Below are 16,702 nucleotides of genomic sequence, written 5' to 3' on the forward strand. Positions count from 1 at the left end.
AGCTACTGGAGAGACTCTCTGTTCAAGCCTCGCTCAGCGTGCGCCTGACCGCGTTTCTCCAGCCCTTGAGCTTTGCCGACCGCACCTTCTCATCCATTTCAGGTGCAAACCGCCGGTCCCGCGACCAGGTCTTGGCGAAGGTCTCCCGATCCGGCCAGACCCCTGCCCGACTACCGGCGAGCCATGCGGCACCGAGCGCAGTGGTCTCGAGAATATCGGGCCGGTCGACCGGCGCGTCGAGCAGGTCCGCCAGGCACTGCATCGTCCAATCCGAAGCGACCATGCCGCCATCGACGCGCAGCACCGTATCGTCGGCTCCGTTCTTCCAATCCTTGTGCATCGCGTCCAAAAGGTCCCGCGTCTGGTAGCAAACGGCCTCCAGAGCCGCGCGGGCAAATTCCGCCGGCCCCGTATTGCGGGTCATGCCGAACATCGCGCCGCGGGCGTTGGCGTCCCAGTGCGGTGCGCCGAGCCCGGTGAAGGCCGGAACCATGTAGACCTCCTGCGTCGGGTCGGCGTGCCCCGCAAGATCACCTGAGTCCGAGGCGCGCTTGATGACCTTCAGGCCGTCGCGCAACCATTGTACCGCAGCCCCGGCGATGAAGATGGAGCCCTCCAACGCATAGGTCGTTTCGCCGTCGAGGCGATAGGCGATGGTGGTCAGCAGCCGGTTCTTCGAGCGGACGATATCGGCACCAGTGTTGAGCAGCGCGAAGCAACCCGTGCCATAGGTCGATTTCATCATGCCCGGCTCAAAACAGGCCTGGCCGATAACCGCCGCATGCTGGTCGCCGGCAACACCCGATATTGGAATAGCGGCGCCGAAAATGGCGGGGTCGGTGACACCGAAATCGGCAGCGCAATCCTTCACCTCGGGAAGCATCGCCGCGGGCACGCGCAGGATTTCCAGAAGGTCCGCATCCCACTCGTTGCGGGCGATATTGTACATCAGCGTCCGCGATGCATTCGTCGCATCGGTAGCGAAGTATTTGCCCCCTGTCAGCCGCCAGATGAGGAAGGTGTCGATCGTCCCGAAGCAGAGCTCTCCCTTGGCAGCCCGGGCACGAGCGCCCTTGACGTTTGCCAGCATCCACGAAAGCTTGGTGCCGGAGAAATACGGATCGAGCAGCAGGCCCGTGCGGCGCGTGAAGAGCTTTTCGAGATCCTGCCGCTTCAGCTTCTCGCAATAATTCGCCGTCCGCCGGTCCTGCCAGACGATGGCGTTCTGGATCGGCTTGCCGCTCTCGCGCTCCCAGACGACAACAGTCTCGCGCTGGTTGGTAATGCCGATCGAGGCGATGTCCTTCGCCTCGATACCAGCAGCCTTGATCGCCTTGCGCACCGTCCACAGCACGCTTTCCCAGATATCCTCCGGATCATGCTCGACCCAGCCGGACTGTGGGTAGATCTGCGGAAATTCCTTCTGCCCGACACCAGCGACTTTCATCTTGCCGTCGAAGACGATCGCCCGCGTCGATGTCGTTCCCTGGTCGATCGCCAAGACATAACCGCTCATCCCATCCTCCCCGGATACTTATGCGTTGCCAAATCAATAGGGCAGACAAACGAATGTGAAAAGAAACCAAAACGAAAATTTATGCAAAGCCATGACATCCCAGAGATGACTTATACAAAACTGAATTGCTCTAGGCCGCGATTTGGGACTAACCTTCCAGTTGGTTTGCGCTGCAGCAGAAGCGGGCGCCGAGAATGGAGTTGCCCATGACCAGGACAGTCGTCGTCACCGGTTCCACCAGCGGTATCGGTCTTGCAATCGCGACGGCCTTTGCCGCCAAGGGCGAAAACGTCGTCATCAACGGCTTCGGAAGCGCCGACGAGATCGGAACCATCAAATCCGGCCTTGAAGCCGCAGGCGGTAAGGTCATCCACCATCCCGCCGACATGACGAAACCTGATGAAATCGCCGACCTGATCGCGACCGCAGCCAGCACTTTCGGCGGCGTCGATGTCCTCGTCAACAATGCCGGCATCCAGCATGTCGAGAAGATCGAGGATTTCCCTGTTGATAAATGGGACCAGATCATCGCCATCAATCTGTCCAGCTCGTTTCATACCATGCGGGCGGCAATACCGCTGATGAAAGAAAAGAAACACGGGCGGATCATCAACATCGCCTCGGCACATGCGCTGGTCGCCTCGCCCTTCAAGTCAGCCTACGTGGCGGCAAAACACGGCGTCCTCGGATTGACCAAGACAGCAGCGCTCGAGGTCGCCGAATTCGGCATCACCGTCAACGCGATCTGCCCCGGCTACGTGCTGACACCGCTGGTCGCGCGCCAGATACCTGATACCGCCAAGGCGCGCGGCATGACCGAGGAGCAGGTGAAGTCGGAAGTGCTGCTGAAAGCCCAGCCAACGCGCGAATTCGTCAAGGCCGAGGAAATAGCCGCACTTTCGCTCTATCTCGCCAGCGACGATGCGAGACAGGTGACCGGAACTCACGTCTCGATTGACGGAGGCTGGACTGCGGCATAACGATTGACGGTTGGACCAGGATAAGAACCTAAAATAAGAATAACGGGCCAAGAATACGGGAACGACATGAACGACACCATCCGCTTCATCCTCAACGGCGAGGATATCTCGCTTTCCAGCCTGCGGCCCACGGACACGCTGCTTGATCTGTTGCGGATCAACCGGCATCTGACGGGCACCAAGGAAGGATGCGCGGAAGGAGACTGCGGCGCCTGCACGGTGCTGGTCGGCCGCCTCATCGACGGCGGACTGCATTACGAATCGGTCAATGCCTGCATTCGCTTCGTCGGCTCGCTGCACGGAACCCACGTCGTCACCGTCGAGCATCTGGCCGCCAAGGACGGTACGCTGCATCCCGTCCAGCAGGCAATGGTCGACTGTCATGGCTCGCAATGCGGCTTCTGCACGCCGGGCTTCGTCATGTCGCTCTACGGTCTCTGGCTCTCGAACCCGAAGCCGAGCCGGGCCGAGATAGAAAAGGCGTTGCAGGGCAATCTCTGTCGGTGCACCGGCTACGAGCCGATCGTCAAGGCAGCCGAGCAGGTCAGCCGGATGCGGCCAAGCGCACTGTTCGACCCTTTGGAAAAGACCCGCTCCGATATCAGCTCCCGCCTCTGGGCCTTGCAGAAACGTGAGACGATCGTCGTCTCTTGCGGCGATGAGCGGACGATCCTGCCGGGCTCCATGGCGGCCCTTGGCCGAATTCTTGCTGACGAACCCGACGCCACCATCGTTGCCGGTTCCACTGATGTCGGCCTCTGGGTCACCAAGCAGATGCGGGCGCTCAATCCTGTTGTTTTCATCAGCCATCTGACCGAACTGCAGGCGATGATATCAGGAGACAAGGGCTTCATCATTGGCGCCGGCGTCACCTATAGCCGTGCCTTCGCTGCGATGGCCGCCAGAATTCCATCCCTCGGCAACCTCATCGACCGCATCGGCGGCGAGCAGGTCCGCAACATGGGCACCATTGGCGGCAACGTCGCGAACGGCTCGCCGATCGGCGATACGCCGCCGCCTTTGATCGCGCTCGGCGCCAGTGTCAGGCTGCGCTCTGCAAGCGGCCCGCGAACGGTGCTTCTCGAGGACTATTTCATCGAATACGGCAAACAGGACCGCAGGCCGGGCGAATTCGTCGAAAGCGTCTTCGTGCCGTACCCGGCCGACGACGTTCATTTCGCGGTCTACAAGATCACCAAGCGCCGCGACGAGGACATCTCGGCAGTCTGCGGCGCCTTCTACCTGCAGCTCGATGACGCCGGCAACGTCGCCGACATCCGCATCGCCTTCGGCGGTATGGCCGGAACCCCGAAACGCGCCCGCACGGTCGAGGCCGAACTGATCGGCAAGCCATGGACGGAACAGACGGCACTTGCGGCTCGCGACGCCTTCGACGCCGACTACCAGCCGCTCACCGACTGGCGCGCCACGGCGGAATACCGCCAGCTCACCGCCAAGAATTTGCTGATCCGGTTTTATCTGGAAACGTCGGGTGCACCGCAGGAGTTGCGGCGCTTCGAGGTGATGGCATGATGAACTCTGAATTAGCGGCAATACCCCCCTCTGCCCCGTCGGGCATCTCCCCCACAAGGGGGGAGATCGCTGGAACCGAGGGTCGCGGCACATTGATCTCCCCCCTTGTGGGGGAGATGTCGGCCCGGCCGACAGAGGGGGGTAATCTCTCCTCCGCAAGAAGCATCGGAGGTCCGAACTGATGGACAAATCCACCTTCGAAGACCGCAAAGTCATCAACGGCTCGATGCACGCATCGCTGAAGCACGACTCCGCGCACAAGCACGTGACCGGCGCTGCCGATTATATCGATGACATCCCCGAACCGGCGAACCTGTTGCACGGAGCGCTAGGCCTCTCCGACCGAGCCCATGCCGAGATCCTCGGCATGGATCTCTCCGCTGTCAGCTCCTACCCCGGCGTCGTCTGGGTCTTCACCGGCAAGGACGTCCCCGGCGTCAACGATGTGAGCTCCAACGGCAAGCATGACGAGCCCCTGCTGACGGAGACGCTGGTGGAATTCCACGGCCAGCCGATGTTCGCCGTCATCGCCACCAGCCGCGACATTGCCCGCCGAGCCGCACGCCTTGCCAAGGTCGAATACCGCGACCTTCCTCACTGGAGCGACATCGACGGCGCGCTCGCAAACGGCGGGGCCGTGGTTTACGACCCGATGACGCTGAAGCGCGGCGAGCCGGAAATCGAGATGGCAAAGGCACAGCACCGCGTCAAAGCCCAGATGCGCATCGGCGGCCAGGAGCATTTCTACCTCGAAAGCCACATCGCTATGGCCGTCCCCGGCGAGGACGACGAGGTCATCGTCTGGTCTTCGACCCAGCATCCGAGCGAGATCCAGCATATCGTCGGACATGTGCTGAACATCCCGTCCAATGCCGTGACCGTCAACGTGCGCCGCATGGGCGGTGGTTTCGGCGGCAAGGAGACGCAGGGCAACCAGTTTGCGGCCCTGGCCGCCATCGCCGCCAAGAAGCTCGGCCGCGCGGTCAAGTTCCGCCCCGATCGCGACGAGGACATGATCGCCACCGGCAAGCGCCACGATTTCCTCGTCGACTACGAAGTCGGCTTCGATGACGACGGCCGCATCCACGCCGTCGACGCCACCTACGCCGCGCGCTGCGGCTTCTCCTCCGACCTGTCCGGCCCCGTCACCGACCGCGCGCTGTTCCATGCCGACTCAAGCTATTTCTACCCGCACGTCCACCTCGTCTCCAAGCCGCTGAAGACGCACACCGTATCCAACACCGCATTCCGGGGCTTCGGCGGGCCGCAGGGCATGGTTGGCGGCGAGCGCATGATCGAGGAGATCGCCTATGCGCTCGGCAAGGACCCGCTGGAGATCCGCAAGCTGAATTTCTACGGCCAGCCGGGCTCGAACCGGACGCTGACCCCCTACCACCAGGAGGTGGAGGACAACATCATCCACCGCATCGTCGAAGAGCTTGAAACCTCGGCCGATTACCAGGCCCGCCGCAAGGCGATCATCGAGTTCAATCGCGGCAGCCGCTTCATCCGCAAGGGCATCGCGCTCACCCCGGTCAAATTCGGCATCTCCTTCACCATGACCGCCTTCAACCAGGCAGGCGCGCTGGTCCATGTCTATCAGGATGGCTCGATCCACCTGAACCATGGCGGCACCGAGATGGGCCAGGGCCTCTATACGAAGGTCGCGCAAGTGTTGGCGGACGCCTTCCAGGTCGACATCGACCGCGTGAAGATCACCGCGACAACGACGGCCAAAGTGCCGAATACGTCAGCCACCGCCGCCTCCTCTGGTTCCGATCTGAACGGCATGGCAGCCTTCGACGCGGCCCGGCAGATCAAGGAACGGCTGGTCGCCTTCGCTGCGCAGAAATGGAATGTTGAGCCCTCCGACATCATGTTCCTGCCGAACCGCGTGCGCATCGGCGACAAGGAGATCCCGTTCCCGGACTTCATCAACCAGGCCTATTTCGCCCGCGTCCAGCTCTCCGCCGCCGGCTTCTACAAGACGCCCGACATCCACTGGGATCGCAAGGCCGGCCGTGGCATGCCGTTCTTCTATTTCGCCTACGGAGCCTCATGCACGGAAGTGTCGATCGACACATTGACCGGTGAATATCTCATCGACCGCACCGACATCCTCCACGACGTCGGCCGGTCGCTCAATCCGGCCATCGATATCGGCCAGGTCGAAGGTGCCTTCGTGCAGGGCATGGGCTGGCTGACAACCGAAGAACTCTGGTGGGACGCCAAGGGCCGCCTTCGCACCCACGCGCCATCCACATACAAGATCCCGCTCGCCTCCGATCGCCCGAAAGTCTTCAACGTCCGCCTCGCAGAATGGTCCGAAAACCCGGCGGCAACCATCGGCCGCTCCAAGGCTGTCGGCGAGCCGCCGTTCATGCTGGCCATATCGGTGCTCGAAGCCCTCTCCATGGCCGTCGCCAGCGTCGCCGATTACAAGATATGCCCCCGCCTCGACGCCCCGGCGACCCCGGAACGGGTGTTGATGGCGGTCGAGCGGTTAAAGGAGATGTGAGGATAGCTTGCGAGATTGCCGCACCAACCCCCCGATAGCCGCCAATGCCGCTGTCCCCTTCTCCCCGGCGGGGAGAAGGTGGCCGACAGGCCGGATGAGGGGGGCGAGGAGCGGAAGCGACGAGCGTCTTGAGCGAAAGCGAAAGCCTGAATACGCCGCAAGCACCCCCTCATCCGACCCTTCGGGCCACCTTCTCCCCGTTGGGGAGAAGGAAAAGAGCCAGGGGCAACCATGACCCCCTCCCTCGAAATCTTCCTCACCCGGAACCCCGCCGCGATCCTGATCGAGATCATCGGCACCCAGGGCTCGACCCCGCGTGAAACCGGCACCTTCATGCTGGTGTCCGAAAAAGAAATCTGGGGCACCATCGGCGGTGGGCAGTTCGAGTTCATGGCGATCGGCAATGCCCGCGAGATGCTGGCCGGCAAGGGCGGCGTCGAGTTCATGGATATCCCGCTCGGCCCAGAGATCGGCCAGTGCTGCGGAGGGCGCACGCAGTTGCGTTGCCGGGGGGCGACGCCGGAGGCTATCGCCGAACTCAAGCGGCGAATGCAGGACGAGACGCGCGACTGGCCAGAGGTCTATCTCTTCGGCGCCGGCCATGTCGGCCGCGCCCTGGCCGCGGCGCTGAAGCCGCTGCCGCTGGTTACGACGGTTGTCGAGACACGGCAGGAGGAATTGGAAGAACTGCCCGCTGATACGCAGACCCGCTTGGTGGCCATGCCCGAGGCGCTGATCTCCGATATTCCGCCGGGTGCCGCCGTCCTGATCCTCACCCACGACCACGCGCTCGATTTCCTGATTGCCAAGGAGGCGCTGGCGCGAGCCGATCTTGCCTATGTCGGCATGATCGGCTCGGCGACGAAACGAGCAACATTTTCGCATTGGCTCGCCCGGGAAGGCGGCGAGAAGACGTGGATGGATCGCCTGACGCTGCCGATCGGCGGCGCCACCGTTAAGGATAAGCGCCCCGAAGTCATCGCCGCCATGACCGTCGCCGATATCCTGACGGCGCTCACGACCTACCGCATCCGCTCGTCTTCGTAGCGCGGCCCCCGCCCGTCGAGAAACCCGAGATCGCGCTTCACCCGATCCGGCATGGCATCGAGATCCAGTTTTCCAACAGACAAGCGACGCCTTGTCAAAAATGCGAAGATTGCCTTCAGCACCGGCAAACGCGCCGGCGGAGTAACTGCGGCGGCTTGTTCGATAGCACAAATATCCATGACATCACCTTTGACGGTTTGATCTTATGGATTGCAGTTTGCGGCGAAAAATGCTGAAATTCCAATCGAACGATCGTCTGCATGCATAAAGAGAGCTTATCCATGAAGCTGTCGAAGCAGGTTCCGCTGAATGCCCTTCGCGTCTTCGAGGCGGTCGCAAGGCATGGGAGTTTTACGAGAACCGGCGCGGAGTTGGGCATGACCCAGACGGCGGTGAGCTACCAGATCAAGCTGCTGGAGGAAAATATCGGCGAACCGCTGTTTCTGCGCCGACCGCGCCAGATCACTCTGACCGACGTCGGTGAACAACTGGCTCCAAAAGTGGCCGAAGCCTTCGGCATGCTGAACGAAGCCATGGCCGAAGCCCGGGGCGATACGCAGACGATGCTGACGATCAGCTCCGTTCCTACTTTCGCGGCAAATTGGCTTGCGCGCCGGCTCGGCTCGTTTCAACTGGCCCATCCGAGCATGGCAGTCAGGCTTGATACGTCAGACACCATGTTTGATCTCGCCCGCGAAGCCATCGACGTCGGCATCCGATCCGGCCAGGGCGAATGGCCCGGCATCCGAGCCGAGCTGTTATTGAAAACGACCTTCACGCCGATGCTGAGCCCCAGGCTTGCCGAAAGCATCGGCGGCGTGCACCGACCCGAAGACCTTCTAAAACTGCGGATCATCGATCCGGGCGATCCCTGGTGGGAGCAATGGTTCGAAGCGGCCGGCGTTCGAAAGCACGACCTGGCGACCAGAACGCGCAGCAGGCTCGGTTCGCAGTCGATCGAAGCGACGGCCGCAATGGCAGGTCAAGGGGTGGCAATTTTGACACCGGCTTTCTTCGCTGAGGAAATCGCCTATGGCCGGCTCTATCAGCCTTTCGAACTGATGTGCGACGACGGGCGGGGCTACTGGCTCGCTTATCCAGAAGGCCGCCGCAATGTTGCGAAGATCAAGGCCTTTCGGGCCTGGATCGTCGAGGAGATGCGTGCCGAGAATGCCTCACGGAAATCCACTCAGAAATCCATATCCGGTGCGTAGAAGCAACGCGGCGTATCTTCGTTCGGAAACAGGCAGAGATGAAATGCTCCATCAGGCGAGCGCATGGTCTTTCGCTGCGGCATCATGAAGATATGGTTGCGAGTGATCAGGCGATGATCGCCGGGCTCGAGCGTGATCAGAAAACCGCCTTCGACCACCTTGACCGTTCGCGACGGGATCATCTGACAGTCGCCGCTCATGCCATCGCCGTTGCAACAATAAGGATCGTATCGCCAACCGGTTGGCGCATCATGCGCCATTGCGCCGAATGCAAATGTGATCATGACAAACGTCAGAAGACTGCGCATCGGCAACTCTCCGCTGGTTATGTCCGCGCCGCGGGGTATTCGCTCGATCCCATTGGCCACGGCGAGTGTAACCCAGTCGCCGGAAATCATCCATGGGACCAAAGGGCGTAGCAGTTCCACCTTCGGCGGCGCATTCGCAACGATCCCTGAGGAAACGCAAACCCGGTGAAACTCCCCCTTCCCTACGAGGCCAACATTTTGCAATGTCTGAAAGCGTAGAAAAAAGGGGAACTGAATGTATGAATACGCCATAGCGTGGGAATGGCTGGCTTTCGCTGCCCGCTGGTTCCACGTCATCACTGCAATTGCCTGGATTGGATCTTCCTTTTATTTCATCGCGCTCGACCTCGGCCTGGTAAAGCGCCCGCATCTTCCGCCTGGAGCCTATGGCGAGGAATGGCAGGTCCATGGCGGCGGTTTCTATCACATCCAGAAATATCTGGTGGCGCCGGCAACGATGCCGGAGCATCTGACCTGGTTCAAATATGAGAGCTATTTCACCTGGCTCTCCGGCTTCCTGATGCTGTGCATCGTCTATTATGGCGGCGCCAACCTCTTTCTCATCGATCGACACGTGCTTGACGTCAGCGTCCCGGTCGCCATCCTGATTTCGCTGGCATCTCTCGCAGTTGGCTGGATCGTCTACGACCTGCTCTGCAAGTCGCCGCTCGGCAAGAACACCTGGGGTCTGATGGCGGCGCTCTATGTCGTGCTCGTCTTCATGGCCTGGGGCTACACGCATCTTTTCACCGGCCGCGCCGCCTTCCTGCATCTCGGCGCATTCACCGCCACGATCATGTCAGCCAACGTCTTCTTCATCATCATGCCGAACCAGCGCATCGTCGTCGCCGATCTCATTGCCGGACGGACGCCCGACGCGAAGTACGGCGCGATCGCCAAGCAGCGCTCGCTGCACAACAACTACCTGACGCTGCCCGTCATCTTTTTCATGCTGTCGAACCACTACCCGTTGGCCTTCGGCACTGCCTACAACTGGGTGATCGCGGCCCTGGTGTTCCTGATGGGCGTCACCATCCGCCACTGGTTCAACACGACTCACGCGCGAAAGGGCCGCCCGACCTGGACCTGGATCGCCACCGTCATCCTCTTCATCCTCATCATGTGGCTATCGACCGTTCCCAAGATCCTGACCGGGGAGAAGGATGCCGAGGCTGTGGCACCGGCCTTCCTGCAGTTTGCCCAGGATGCGCATTTCCCGGCCGTGAAGCAGATGATCTCGACGCGCTGTTCGATGTGCCACGCGGCAGAACCGGTCTACGAGGGCATCGTCCGGCCGCCGAAGGAAGTGATGTTTGAAAACGACGCCGAAATCGCTATGCATGCGCGGGAAATCTATATCCAGGCTGGCCGCAGCCACGCCATGCCTCCCGGCAACGTCACCGAGGTAACGCTGGAGGAGCGCAAATTGCTGGTCGCCTGGTTCGAAAGCTCCGTCAACCAAGGCAAGACGCAATGACCATGACACTCCTTCGCGGCAGGCTGCTCTCCTTCAGGCGCGCGCCGCAAAGCTTCGCCGATGCGGACAGTTATTTCTATGAAGACGACGGTGGCCTGCTGATCGAGGATGGCCTCATCGTCGCACGCGGCTCTTATTCCGACATCAAGGCCGCTGCACCGGAAGACGCCATCGAGATCGATCATCGCCCGCATCTGATCATGCCCGGCTTCATCGACATGCATCTGCATTTTCCGCAGATGCAGGTGATCGCCTCCTACGCGGCCAACCTGTTGGAATGGCTGAACACTTACACCTTTCCCGAGGAATGCCGTTTCGTCGAAACCGCCCACGCCGAACGAATCGCCGTCCATTTCTACGATGAGCTGATCCGCCACGGAACGACGACCGCAGTTGCCTACTGTTCCGTCCACAAGACCTCCGCCGACGCCTTTTTCGCGGAAGCGATGCGACGCGGCATGTGCATGGTCGGCGGCAAGGTGATGATGGACCGCAACGCGCCGCAGGGCCTGCTAGACACCCCGCAGATGGGCTACGACGAAACCCGCCAGGTGATATCAGACTGGCACGGCAAGGGCCGCAACCATGTCGCCATCACCCCGCGCTTTGCCATTACCTCCACACCCGAGCAGATGGAGGCGACCGCGGCACTCGCACGCGAATTCCCCGACCTGCACATCCAGACGCACCTCTCGGAAAATCACGACGAGATCAAGTTCACCTCCGAACTCTACCCCACCGCGATCGACTACACCGACATCTATGCCCGTTACGGCCTGCTCGGGAAAAAGAGCCTTTTCGGCCATTGCATCCACCTGTCCGACCGTGAGGCGGACGCCATGAGCGATGCAGGCGCGGTCGCCGTTCACTGCCCGACCTCGAACCTTTTCCTCGGCTCCGGCCTCTTTCCGCTGAAGGCCCTTGCCCGCCGCGAAAAGCCAGTCCGCATCGGCGTCGCCACCGACATCGGCGGCGGCTCGAGCTACTCGATGCTCCGAACCATGGATGAGGCTTACAAGATCCAGCAATTGCTCGGCGAACGTCTCAACCCGCTGGAAAGCTACTACCTCATGACGCTGGGTAACGCCGAAGCCCTCTCGCTCGCAGACCGCATCGGCACATTGGACCCCGGCACCGACGCCGATCTCGTCGTCCTCCACGCCGGCGCGACACCCGCCATGGCATTGAAGCTGGAAGTGGTCAAAAGCCTCGCCGAAGAACTCTTCCTGATGCAGACGATGGGAGATGACCGCGCGATCGCCGAGACCTACGTGGCGGGCAAAGCCGCCAAGAGCACCCTGCGAACCCCAGCAATAACTGCTTGAAATTCTGGAAATCTCCCCACACTCGCATCAAAATCATGCTATGGGCGAGTAGATCATTCACATGTGAAGGCAATAGATAATGGCCACGCCGCTCACCATCGCCGACCTGAAGACACTCGCAAAGCGCCGCGTGCCGAAGATGTTCTTCGACTATGCCGATTCGGGCGCCTGGACTGAGTCCACCTACGATGCCAATGAAGCGGACTTCAAGAAGATCAAGCTGCGTCAGCGCGTTCTGGTCGACATGACCAACCGCAGCCTGGAAACGACGATGATCGGCCAGAAGGTTTCGATGCCCGTGGCGCTTGCGCCGACCGGGCTGACCGGCATGCAGCATGCCGACGGCGAGATGCTGGCGGCGCGCGCGGCCGAGGAATTCGGCGTGCCCTTCACGCTGTCGACGATGAGCATCTGCTCGATAGAGGATGTCGCTTCGGTAACGACGAAACCCTTCTGGTTTCAGCTCTACGTGATGAAGGACAAGGACTTCGTCATGAACCTGATCAACCGCGCAAAGGCCGCCAATTGCTCGGCGTTGGTGCTGACTGCCGACCTGCAGATCCTCGGCCAGCGACATAAGGACCTGCGCAACGGCCTTTCCGCGCCACCGAAATTCACCCCGAAGCACATCTGGCAGATGGCGACCCGTCCCTCGTGGTGCTTGGGAATGGCGCAGACCAAGCGCCGTTCCTTCGGCAACATCGTCGGCCACGCCAAGAACGTCTCCGATCTGTCGTCGCTCTCCATATGGACAGCGGAGCAGTTCGACCCGCGACTGTCCTGGGATGACGTCGCCTGGATCAAGGAACGCTGGGGCGGCAAGCTGATCATCAAGGGCATCCTCGACGTCGAGGACGCCAAAGCCGCAGCCGAGACCGGCGCCGACGCCATCATCGTGTCCAACCATGGCGGCCGCCAGCTCGACGGCGCCCCTTCATCGATCTCGATGCTCCCGAGGATCGTCGATGCGGTCGGCGACAGAATAGAAGTCCATATCGACGGTGGCATCCGCTCGGGCCAGGACGTGCTGAAGGCCATGGCACTCGGCGCCAAGGGCACCTTCATCGGCCGCCCCTTCCTCTACGGCCTCGGCGCCATGGGCAAGGAAGGCGTCAGCCTGGCGCTCAGCATCATCCGCAAGGAGCTAGACATCACCATGGCGCTCTGCGGAAAACGCGACATCAACGCGGTGGATCGCAGTATTATTGCGGATGCCTAGGATGTTGGTGCTCTTCATCAATCGTCGCTTGATAACACACACTAATGTGTATTATCATCTGACGTGAATAGTACCGATGTCATTTCCGCCCTGAAGCGGGACGGCTGGATTGAGGTCGGGCAAAAGGGAAGCCATGTTCAATTCAAGCATCCCGGCAGCCCGGACGCGTCACCGTCCCACATCCAAAACGCGACATCCCACTTGGCACTCTTCGCAGTATAGAAAAGCAATCTGGCTTAAAGTTGAGGTGAGTATGCGCAACTATATCGCCCTGATCCACAAGGACGCCGATACCGATTATGGCGTATCTTTTCCTGATTTCCCAGGTGTCGTGACCGCAGGTTTGACTTTGGACGAAGCCCGCGAGATGGCGGAAGAAGCACTCGCATTTCACCTCGAAGGCTTGGTCGAAGACGGGGATGCACTCCCGGAGGCATCCACGCTGGAAAGCGTCATGGCGGACCCCGCAAATCGGGACGGAGTGGCGATCCTAGTCGCTTGGAAGAGCCCGGCGCCCAAGGTCGTGCGCATCAACGTCACGCTTCCCGACGACGTTCTTTCCCGCATCGACGCTTACGCTGCCGAAAACGGTCTATCTCGCTCCGGGTTCCTCGCCCGCGCCGCCCGCCACGAAATCGAGCGGGAAAATGCCGCCTAATTGGGAAAAATATTGTATTTTCAGTAGTGAAATCGGCATTGCAGGACAATCAGCATCTGGCGTTCGCTGTCCACGCGATAGACCAGTCGATGTTCCTGAGTAATGCGGCGGGACCACTGGCCTTTCAGTTGATTTCTTAGGGGTTCAGGCTTCCCGATCCCCTCGAAAGGGTGGCGAAGCGCATCCCTGATCAACTCATTGATCCGAGACACCATCTTCGGGTCATTCTGCTGCCAATAGATATATTGCTTCCAGCCATCCGGCTCCCAGCCGAGTACAATCTGGGCTGGAGGCATCAGTGCTCTTTCCGAGAGGCGGCATATTCATCTGGCTCGATCAAATCGTGAAATTCAATATTCCCGGCATTCACACTTTCGATCGACTCCATGAGCCGCGCAGCATTGGCGGGTGTCGATAGCAGATGGAGGGTCTCCATCATGCCTTCATATTCATCCTTGTCGATGAGGATCGCGGATGGCTTGTCCCGGCGCACGATTTCCACGGCCACGCGATCCTGCGAAACCTCGTCCAGGAGACTGGCCAACTCATTGCGAGCTTTTGAGAACATTACAGTTCGCATTGTACACACCTCCGAAAGACACTTGTACAATAAATGGTACAAGTACCCTCGAATGTCAATGTCACCGCTACCGCAGCCAGCCAGTCGCCAGAGCGCTTGCCCATTCGAGGCGGCCGTTGCGGGCGGCAAGGTCTGCCATCGCCTGGAAATCATAATTTACCTGTCGAAACTCCGGCAGCCAGCCGCCGTGAGACCTTTCCAGGATCGCATAGGAGGCAAACGGATGCCCGGCCTCGACCTTGTGATAATATGGCAGATCGTCATCATATCCCGGTGCTCCAACACTACCGGGATTGATGATCAGGCGCCCGTCGCGAAGCCTGGTCATTCGCTGCAGATGGGTGTGGCCACACAGAATAACCGGCTGTCCGATACCATCGGCAAACGCCTCGATCTCTTCGATGCGACGAAGATGGACAAGACCGTCCGGCGAGACGGTTTCCTGCCAGTATGTGTTGTCATCGGTCGGTGTCGCGTGGCAGAGGTAGATTTCATCCATGTAGACAGCGCTAAATGGCAGGCCGCGAATCCAATCGAGATGACGCCTGTCGAGCTGATCATATGCGAAACGATCGGAAACGTGCAGCTTCGCCGGATCCGTCTCGATCAGGTACCGGTCATGATTGCCGCGAACGGTGACTGCATCGAGCGACATCAGGATATCCGCCGTCTTCCCAGCCTCGAGTGGCCCGCTGAAGCAATCGCCGAGATTGACGATCTCGCTAATCCCCTGGGCGCGGATATCGGCAAGGACAGCCTCCAGCGCCAGATGATTGCCATGAATATCGGCGATTGCTGCAACCCGCATCGGATCAGCTCCCGCGATAGGTTGAGTAGCCATAGGGCGAAATCAGCAGCGGCACGTGATAATGCGCCGTGACGTCGGATATGCCGAAGCGGATCGGCACGAGATCGAGGAAAGCAGGCTCAGTGAGAGCGGCACCCGTGCCTCGCAGATAATCCCCTGCATGGAACAGCAGCTCATAGGTTCCCACCTTGAAAGTCTCGCCGGCGAGAATAGGCCCGCCATCGATACGACCGTCGGCATTGGTCGTCAGCGTCTTCAAATGGGTCCTGCCCTCACCCTCGATCCGATAAAGATCGATCGTCAAACCCTCCGCCGGCCTGCCGAGCGCGGTGTCGAGAACATGGGTGGTCAGTCCTGTCATGGGGTAGGCGCTCCGATGATGTAGGCTTCGTCGAAGAAGAACTCTTCGAGATTGTTGCCGGGCCCGTCGCGATCGACAACCAGAAAGTCGCTCAGTGCGTCGAGCGACATCAACGGATGGTGCCAGACGTTCCGCCGATAGTTCACGCCCTGGTCGCCCCGCGCCAGAAAAACTTGCGGGCGGCCCGGCTTGCCACCTTCATCAGCCGATACGACCACAAGATACGGCCGCCCCGACAGCGGCGAGAAACTCTGGCTGCCGAATGGGTGCCGTTCCATCATGCTGATTTCATAAGGAAAAGAACGAGGCTGCCCGCGAAAGAGGTTGATGATGACGCGCGCTCCGTCGCCGGTCGCGTCTGCCGTCGCCAAGGCATGAAACCGCTCCGTCGTTCCACCATTGATGAGCCGCATCGACGCCGGATCGGCTTCGATCACGTCGCCAAAAGGCGCGAAGGCGGATTTTGAAAGGTGATGGATTTCGAGATTGAACGACATCGCGTCATTCGCCCTCAGCTTGCCAATGACGGATGAGATATAACTTGTCGAGCAAATCAGGGATGGCCTTTTTGGCCGTGTCCCAAACGAGGCCTAGATCAATGTCAAAATACCCGTGGGCGATGCGATTTCGCATGCCGCGGATTTGGCGCCACTGCAGTTCGGAATGTTCCTCGACAAATTCGGGATAGACTTCAATGATCCGCGTTGCCACTTCGCCGACCATGAGAAGACTCATGCCAATGGCGCGTTGCATGATGACGTCCTTTAGGAACGCATCCTTCTCCATTCCCTCGATGAACTTAGAGACATCCGATGCCGCTTCATGCATGCGATCTAGATAGCCTTGCAGGCCTTCGGAACTCATACCGGCTTTGCTTCGGCAAGCACGCGCGTTCGCGCCTTTTCGGGGAAATCGCCGGGAGTAAGTAGATGTACCGATGTGCCTTTCAACAACTGCTCAAGCTCTTCCAATAATCCGCCAAGGCTCAACAAGGTCGACCCAGGCAACGCATCCACAAGGATATCGAGATCGCTGTCCGGCCGATCTTCTCCCCGGGCAACCGACCCGAAGACACGTGGATTGGCCGCGTTAAAGCGCCTGGTCGCCTCGCGTATCGCCTGTCTGTTTTTTTCCAACGCTTCCGAGGGTTTCATTCCA

19 protein-coding genes and 1 pseudogene are annotated in these 16,702 nt (G+C 60.3%); 10 read left to right on the forward strand and 10 right to left on the reverse strand.

Going from position 1 to position 16,702, the window contains the following annotated elements:
* Positions 1–22 precede the first annotated feature (22 nt).
* Complete coding sequence (glpK, locus tag CPY51_RS13560; protein WP_111160729.1) at positions 23–1,516, reverse strand: glycerol kinase GlpK; 1,494 nt, start codon at positions 1,514–1,516, stop codon at positions 23–25.
* A gap of 206 nt (positions 1,517–1,722) precedes the next feature.
* Here glpK and CPY51_RS13565 point away from each other — a divergent pair, with 206 nt between their 5' ends.
* From CPY51_RS13565 to xdhC, 4 genes are all read left to right on the forward strand, one after another.
* Positions 1,723–2,496, forward strand: coding sequence for a 3-hydroxybutyrate dehydrogenase (locus CPY51_RS13565; RefSeq protein WP_111160730.1), 774 nt, complete (start codon positions 1,723–1,725; stop codon positions 2,494–2,496).
* A 66-nt stretch (positions 2,497–2,562) separates the two neighbouring features.
* Positions 2,563–4,029, forward strand: a complete 1,467-nt coding sequence (gene xdhA / locus CPY51_RS13570; RefSeq protein ID WP_111160731.1) for a xanthine dehydrogenase small subunit — start codon at positions 2,563–2,565, stop codon at positions 4,027–4,029.
* 181 nt (positions 4,030–4,210) lie between these two features.
* A complete protein-coding gene (xdhB, locus tag CPY51_RS13580; RefSeq protein ID WP_111160732.1) occupies positions 4,211–6,547 on the forward strand; it encodes a xanthine dehydrogenase molybdopterin binding subunit in 2,337 nt (778 codons plus the stop codon).
* Positions 6,548–6,778: 231 nt separating this feature from the next.
* The gene (gene xdhC, locus CPY51_RS13585) at positions 6,779–7,594 is read left to right on the forward strand and encodes a xanthine dehydrogenase accessory protein XdhC (RefSeq protein WP_111160733.1); all 816 of its coding nucleotides are present in this window, start codon (positions 6,779–6,781) and stop codon (positions 7,592–7,594) included.
* Here the strand turns inward: xdhC and CPY51_RS13590 are convergent.
* Positions 7,570–7,773, reverse strand: coding sequence for a hypothetical protein (locus CPY51_RS13590; protein WP_111160734.1), 204 nt, complete (start codon positions 7,771–7,773; stop codon positions 7,570–7,572). The two genes, xdhC and CPY51_RS13590, sit on opposite strands and share 25 nt — an antisense overlap.
* Positions 7,774–7,875: 102 nt before the next feature.
* Between CPY51_RS13590 and CPY51_RS13595 the strand changes: the two genes are divergently transcribed.
* Positions 7,876–8,808 (forward strand): LysR substrate-binding domain-containing protein, encoded by a 933-nt coding sequence (locus tag CPY51_RS13595; RefSeq protein WP_111160735.1) that lies wholly within the window; start codon positions 7,876–7,878, stop codon positions 8,806–8,808.
* On the opposite strand, the gene CPY51_RS13600 is transcribed toward CPY51_RS13595, so the two are convergent.
* On the reverse strand, positions 8,784–9,116 hold the full coding sequence (locus tag CPY51_RS13600; RefSeq protein ID WP_111160995.1) for a hypothetical protein: 333 nt from the start codon (positions 9,114–9,116) through the stop codon (positions 8,784–8,786). The two genes, CPY51_RS13595 and CPY51_RS13600, sit on opposite strands and share 25 nt — an antisense overlap.
* Before the next feature lie 235 nt (positions 9,117–9,351).
* Between CPY51_RS13600 and CPY51_RS13605 the strand changes: the two genes are divergently transcribed.
* The 5 genes and pseudogenes from CPY51_RS13605 to CPY51_RS13625 all read left to right on the forward strand — a co-directional run bounded on the left by CPY51_RS13605 (position 9,352) and on the right by CPY51_RS13625 (position 13,795).
* Positions 9,352–10,593, forward strand: a complete 1,242-nt coding sequence (locus CPY51_RS13605) for a urate hydroxylase PuuD (protein WP_111160736.1) — start codon at positions 9,352–9,354, stop codon at positions 10,591–10,593.
* Positions 10,590–11,918 (forward strand): guanine deaminase, encoded by a 1,329-nt coding sequence (gene guaD / locus CPY51_RS13610; protein WP_111160737.1) that lies wholly within the window; start codon positions 10,590–10,592, stop codon positions 11,916–11,918. Before CPY51_RS13605 ends, guaD begins: the two co-directional genes overlap by 4 nt.
* A 79-nt stretch (positions 11,919–11,997) precedes the next feature.
* Complete coding sequence (locus CPY51_RS13615; protein ID WP_111160738.1) at positions 11,998–13,137, forward strand: alpha-hydroxy acid oxidase; 1,140 nt, start codon at positions 11,998–12,000, stop codon at positions 13,135–13,137.
* 63 nt (positions 13,138–13,200) lie between these two features.
* Positions 13,201–13,388, forward strand: a pseudogene (locus tag CPY51_RS13620) (type II toxin-antitoxin system HicA family toxin).
* 2 nt (positions 13,389–13,390) lie between these two features.
* Complete coding sequence (locus CPY51_RS13625; RefSeq protein WP_111160739.1) at positions 13,391–13,795, forward strand: type II toxin-antitoxin system HicB family antitoxin; 405 nt, start codon at positions 13,391–13,393, stop codon at positions 13,793–13,795.
* Between the two features lie 20 nt (positions 13,796–13,815).
* Here CPY51_RS13625 and CPY51_RS13630 read toward each other — a convergent pair whose 3' ends face one another.
* The 7 genes from CPY51_RS13630 to CPY51_RS13660 are packed head-to-tail and all read right to left on the reverse strand — an operon-like array spanning position 13,816 to position 16,698.
* A complete protein-coding gene (locus tag CPY51_RS13630; protein ID WP_195909518.1) occupies positions 13,816–14,091 on the reverse strand; it encodes a Txe/YoeB family addiction module toxin in 276 nt (91 codons plus the stop codon).
* On the reverse strand, positions 14,091–14,528 hold the full coding sequence (locus CPY51_RS33930; RefSeq protein ID WP_338049430.1) for a type II toxin-antitoxin system Phd/YefM family antitoxin: 438 nt from the start codon (positions 14,526–14,528) through the stop codon (positions 14,091–14,093). The genes CPY51_RS13630 and CPY51_RS33930 overlap by 1 nt, the downstream gene beginning before the upstream one ends.
* The gene (locus CPY51_RS13640) at positions 14,443–15,183 is read right to left on the reverse strand and encodes a metallophosphoesterase family protein (protein WP_111160741.1); all 741 of its coding nucleotides are present in this window, start codon (positions 15,181–15,183) and stop codon (positions 14,443–14,445) included. Before CPY51_RS13640 ends, CPY51_RS33930 begins: the two co-directional genes overlap by 86 nt.
* A gap of 4 nt (positions 15,184–15,187) precedes the next feature.
* Complete coding sequence (uraH, locus tag CPY51_RS13645; protein ID WP_111160742.1) at positions 15,188–15,544, reverse strand: hydroxyisourate hydrolase; 357 nt, start codon at positions 15,542–15,544, stop codon at positions 15,188–15,190.
* Positions 15,541–16,041 carry an ureidoglycolate lyase gene (locus tag CPY51_RS13650; protein WP_111160743.1) on the reverse strand — a complete coding sequence of 167 codons (501 nt, stop codon included), beginning with the start codon at positions 16,039–16,041 and terminating at the stop codon, positions 15,541–15,543. The genes uraH and CPY51_RS13650 overlap by 4 nt, the downstream gene beginning before the upstream one ends.
* 4 nt (positions 16,042–16,045) lie before the next feature.
* The gene (locus CPY51_RS13655) at positions 16,046–16,408 is read right to left on the reverse strand and encodes a HepT-like ribonuclease domain-containing protein (RefSeq protein ID WP_111160744.1); all 363 of its coding nucleotides are present in this window, start codon (positions 16,406–16,408) and stop codon (positions 16,046–16,048) included.
* Positions 16,405–16,698: a nucleotidyltransferase family protein gene (locus tag CPY51_RS13660; RefSeq protein WP_111160745.1), complete on the reverse strand. Its 294-nt coding sequence runs from the start codon at positions 16,696–16,698 to the stop codon at positions 16,405–16,407. The genes CPY51_RS13655 and CPY51_RS13660 overlap by 4 nt, the downstream gene beginning before the upstream one ends.
* Between the last annotated feature and the right edge of the window lie 4 nt (positions 16,699–16,702).

Origin of the sequence: Arminella tubonensis (assembly GCF_003240585.1) — a bacterium.
Lineage (GTDB): Bacteria > Pseudomonadota > Alphaproteobacteria > Rhizobiales > Rhizobiaceae > Rhizobium > Rhizobium tubonense.

Bases quoted from the DNA above. Each gene is read 5' to 3' on its own strand.
- CPY51_RS13590 (WP_111160734.1), bottom strand. From the start codon at position 7,773: ATGGATATTTGTGCTATCGAACAAGCCGCCGCAGTTACTCCGCCGGCG.
- CPY51_RS13625 (WP_111160739.1), top strand. From the start codon at position 13,391: ATGCGCAACTATATCGCCCTGATCCACAAGGACGCCGATACCGATTAT.
- CPY51_RS13600 (WP_111160995.1), bottom strand. From the start codon at position 9,116: ATGCGCAGTCTTCTGACGTTTGTCATGATCACATTTGCATTCGGCGCA.
- xdhB (WP_111160732.1), top strand. From the start codon at position 4,211: ATGGACAAATCCACCTTCGAAGACCGCAAAGTCATCAACGGCTCGATG.
- CPY51_RS33930 (WP_338049430.1), bottom strand. From the start codon at position 14,528: ATGATTTCCAGGCGATGGCAGACCTTGCCGCCCGCAACGGCCGCCTCG.
- xdhA (WP_111160731.1), top strand. From the start codon at position 2,563: ATGAACGACACCATCCGCTTCATCCTCAACGGCGAGGATATCTCGCTT.
- CPY51_RS13640 (WP_111160741.1), bottom strand. From the start codon at position 15,183: ATGCGGGTTGCAGCAATCGCCGATATTCATGGCAATCATCTGGCGCTG.
- CPY51_RS13630 (WP_195909518.1), bottom strand. From the start codon at position 14,091: ATGCCTCCAGCCCAGATTGTACTCGGCTGGGAGCCGGATGGCTGGAAG.
- CPY51_RS13650 (WP_111160743.1), bottom strand. From the start codon at position 16,041: ATGTCGTTCAATCTCGAAATCCATCACCTTTCAAAATCCGCCTTCGCG.
- CPY51_RS13660 (WP_111160745.1), bottom strand. From the start codon at position 16,698: ATGAAACCCTCGGAAGCGTTGGAAAAAAACAGACAGGCGATACGCGAG.
- glpK (WP_111160729.1), bottom strand. From the start codon at position 1,516: ATGAGCGGTTATGTCTTGGCGATCGACCAGGGAACGACATCGACGCGG.
- CPY51_RS13595 (WP_111160735.1), top strand. From the start codon at position 7,876: ATGAAGCTGTCGAAGCAGGTTCCGCTGAATGCCCTTCGCGTCTTCGAG.
- CPY51_RS13565 (WP_111160730.1), top strand. From the start codon at position 1,723: ATGACCAGGACAGTCGTCGTCACCGGTTCCACCAGCGGTATCGGTCTT.
- CPY51_RS13655 (WP_111160744.1), bottom strand. From the start codon at position 16,408: ATGAGTTCCGAAGGCCTGCAAGGCTATCTAGATCGCATGCATGAAGCG.
- xdhC (WP_111160733.1), top strand. From the start codon at position 6,779: ATGACCCCCTCCCTCGAAATCTTCCTCACCCGGAACCCCGCCGCGATC.
- uraH (WP_111160742.1), bottom strand. From the start codon at position 15,544: ATGACAGGACTGACCACCCATGTTCTCGACACCGCGCTCGGCAGGCCG.
- CPY51_RS13615 (WP_111160738.1), top strand. From the start codon at position 11,998: ATGGCCACGCCGCTCACCATCGCCGACCTGAAGACACTCGCAAAGCGC.
- guaD (WP_111160737.1), top strand. From the start codon at position 10,590: ATGACCATGACACTCCTTCGCGGCAGGCTGCTCTCCTTCAGGCGCGCG.
- CPY51_RS13605 (WP_111160736.1), top strand. From the start codon at position 9,352: ATGTATGAATACGCCATAGCGTGGGAATGGCTGGCTTTCGCTGCCCGC.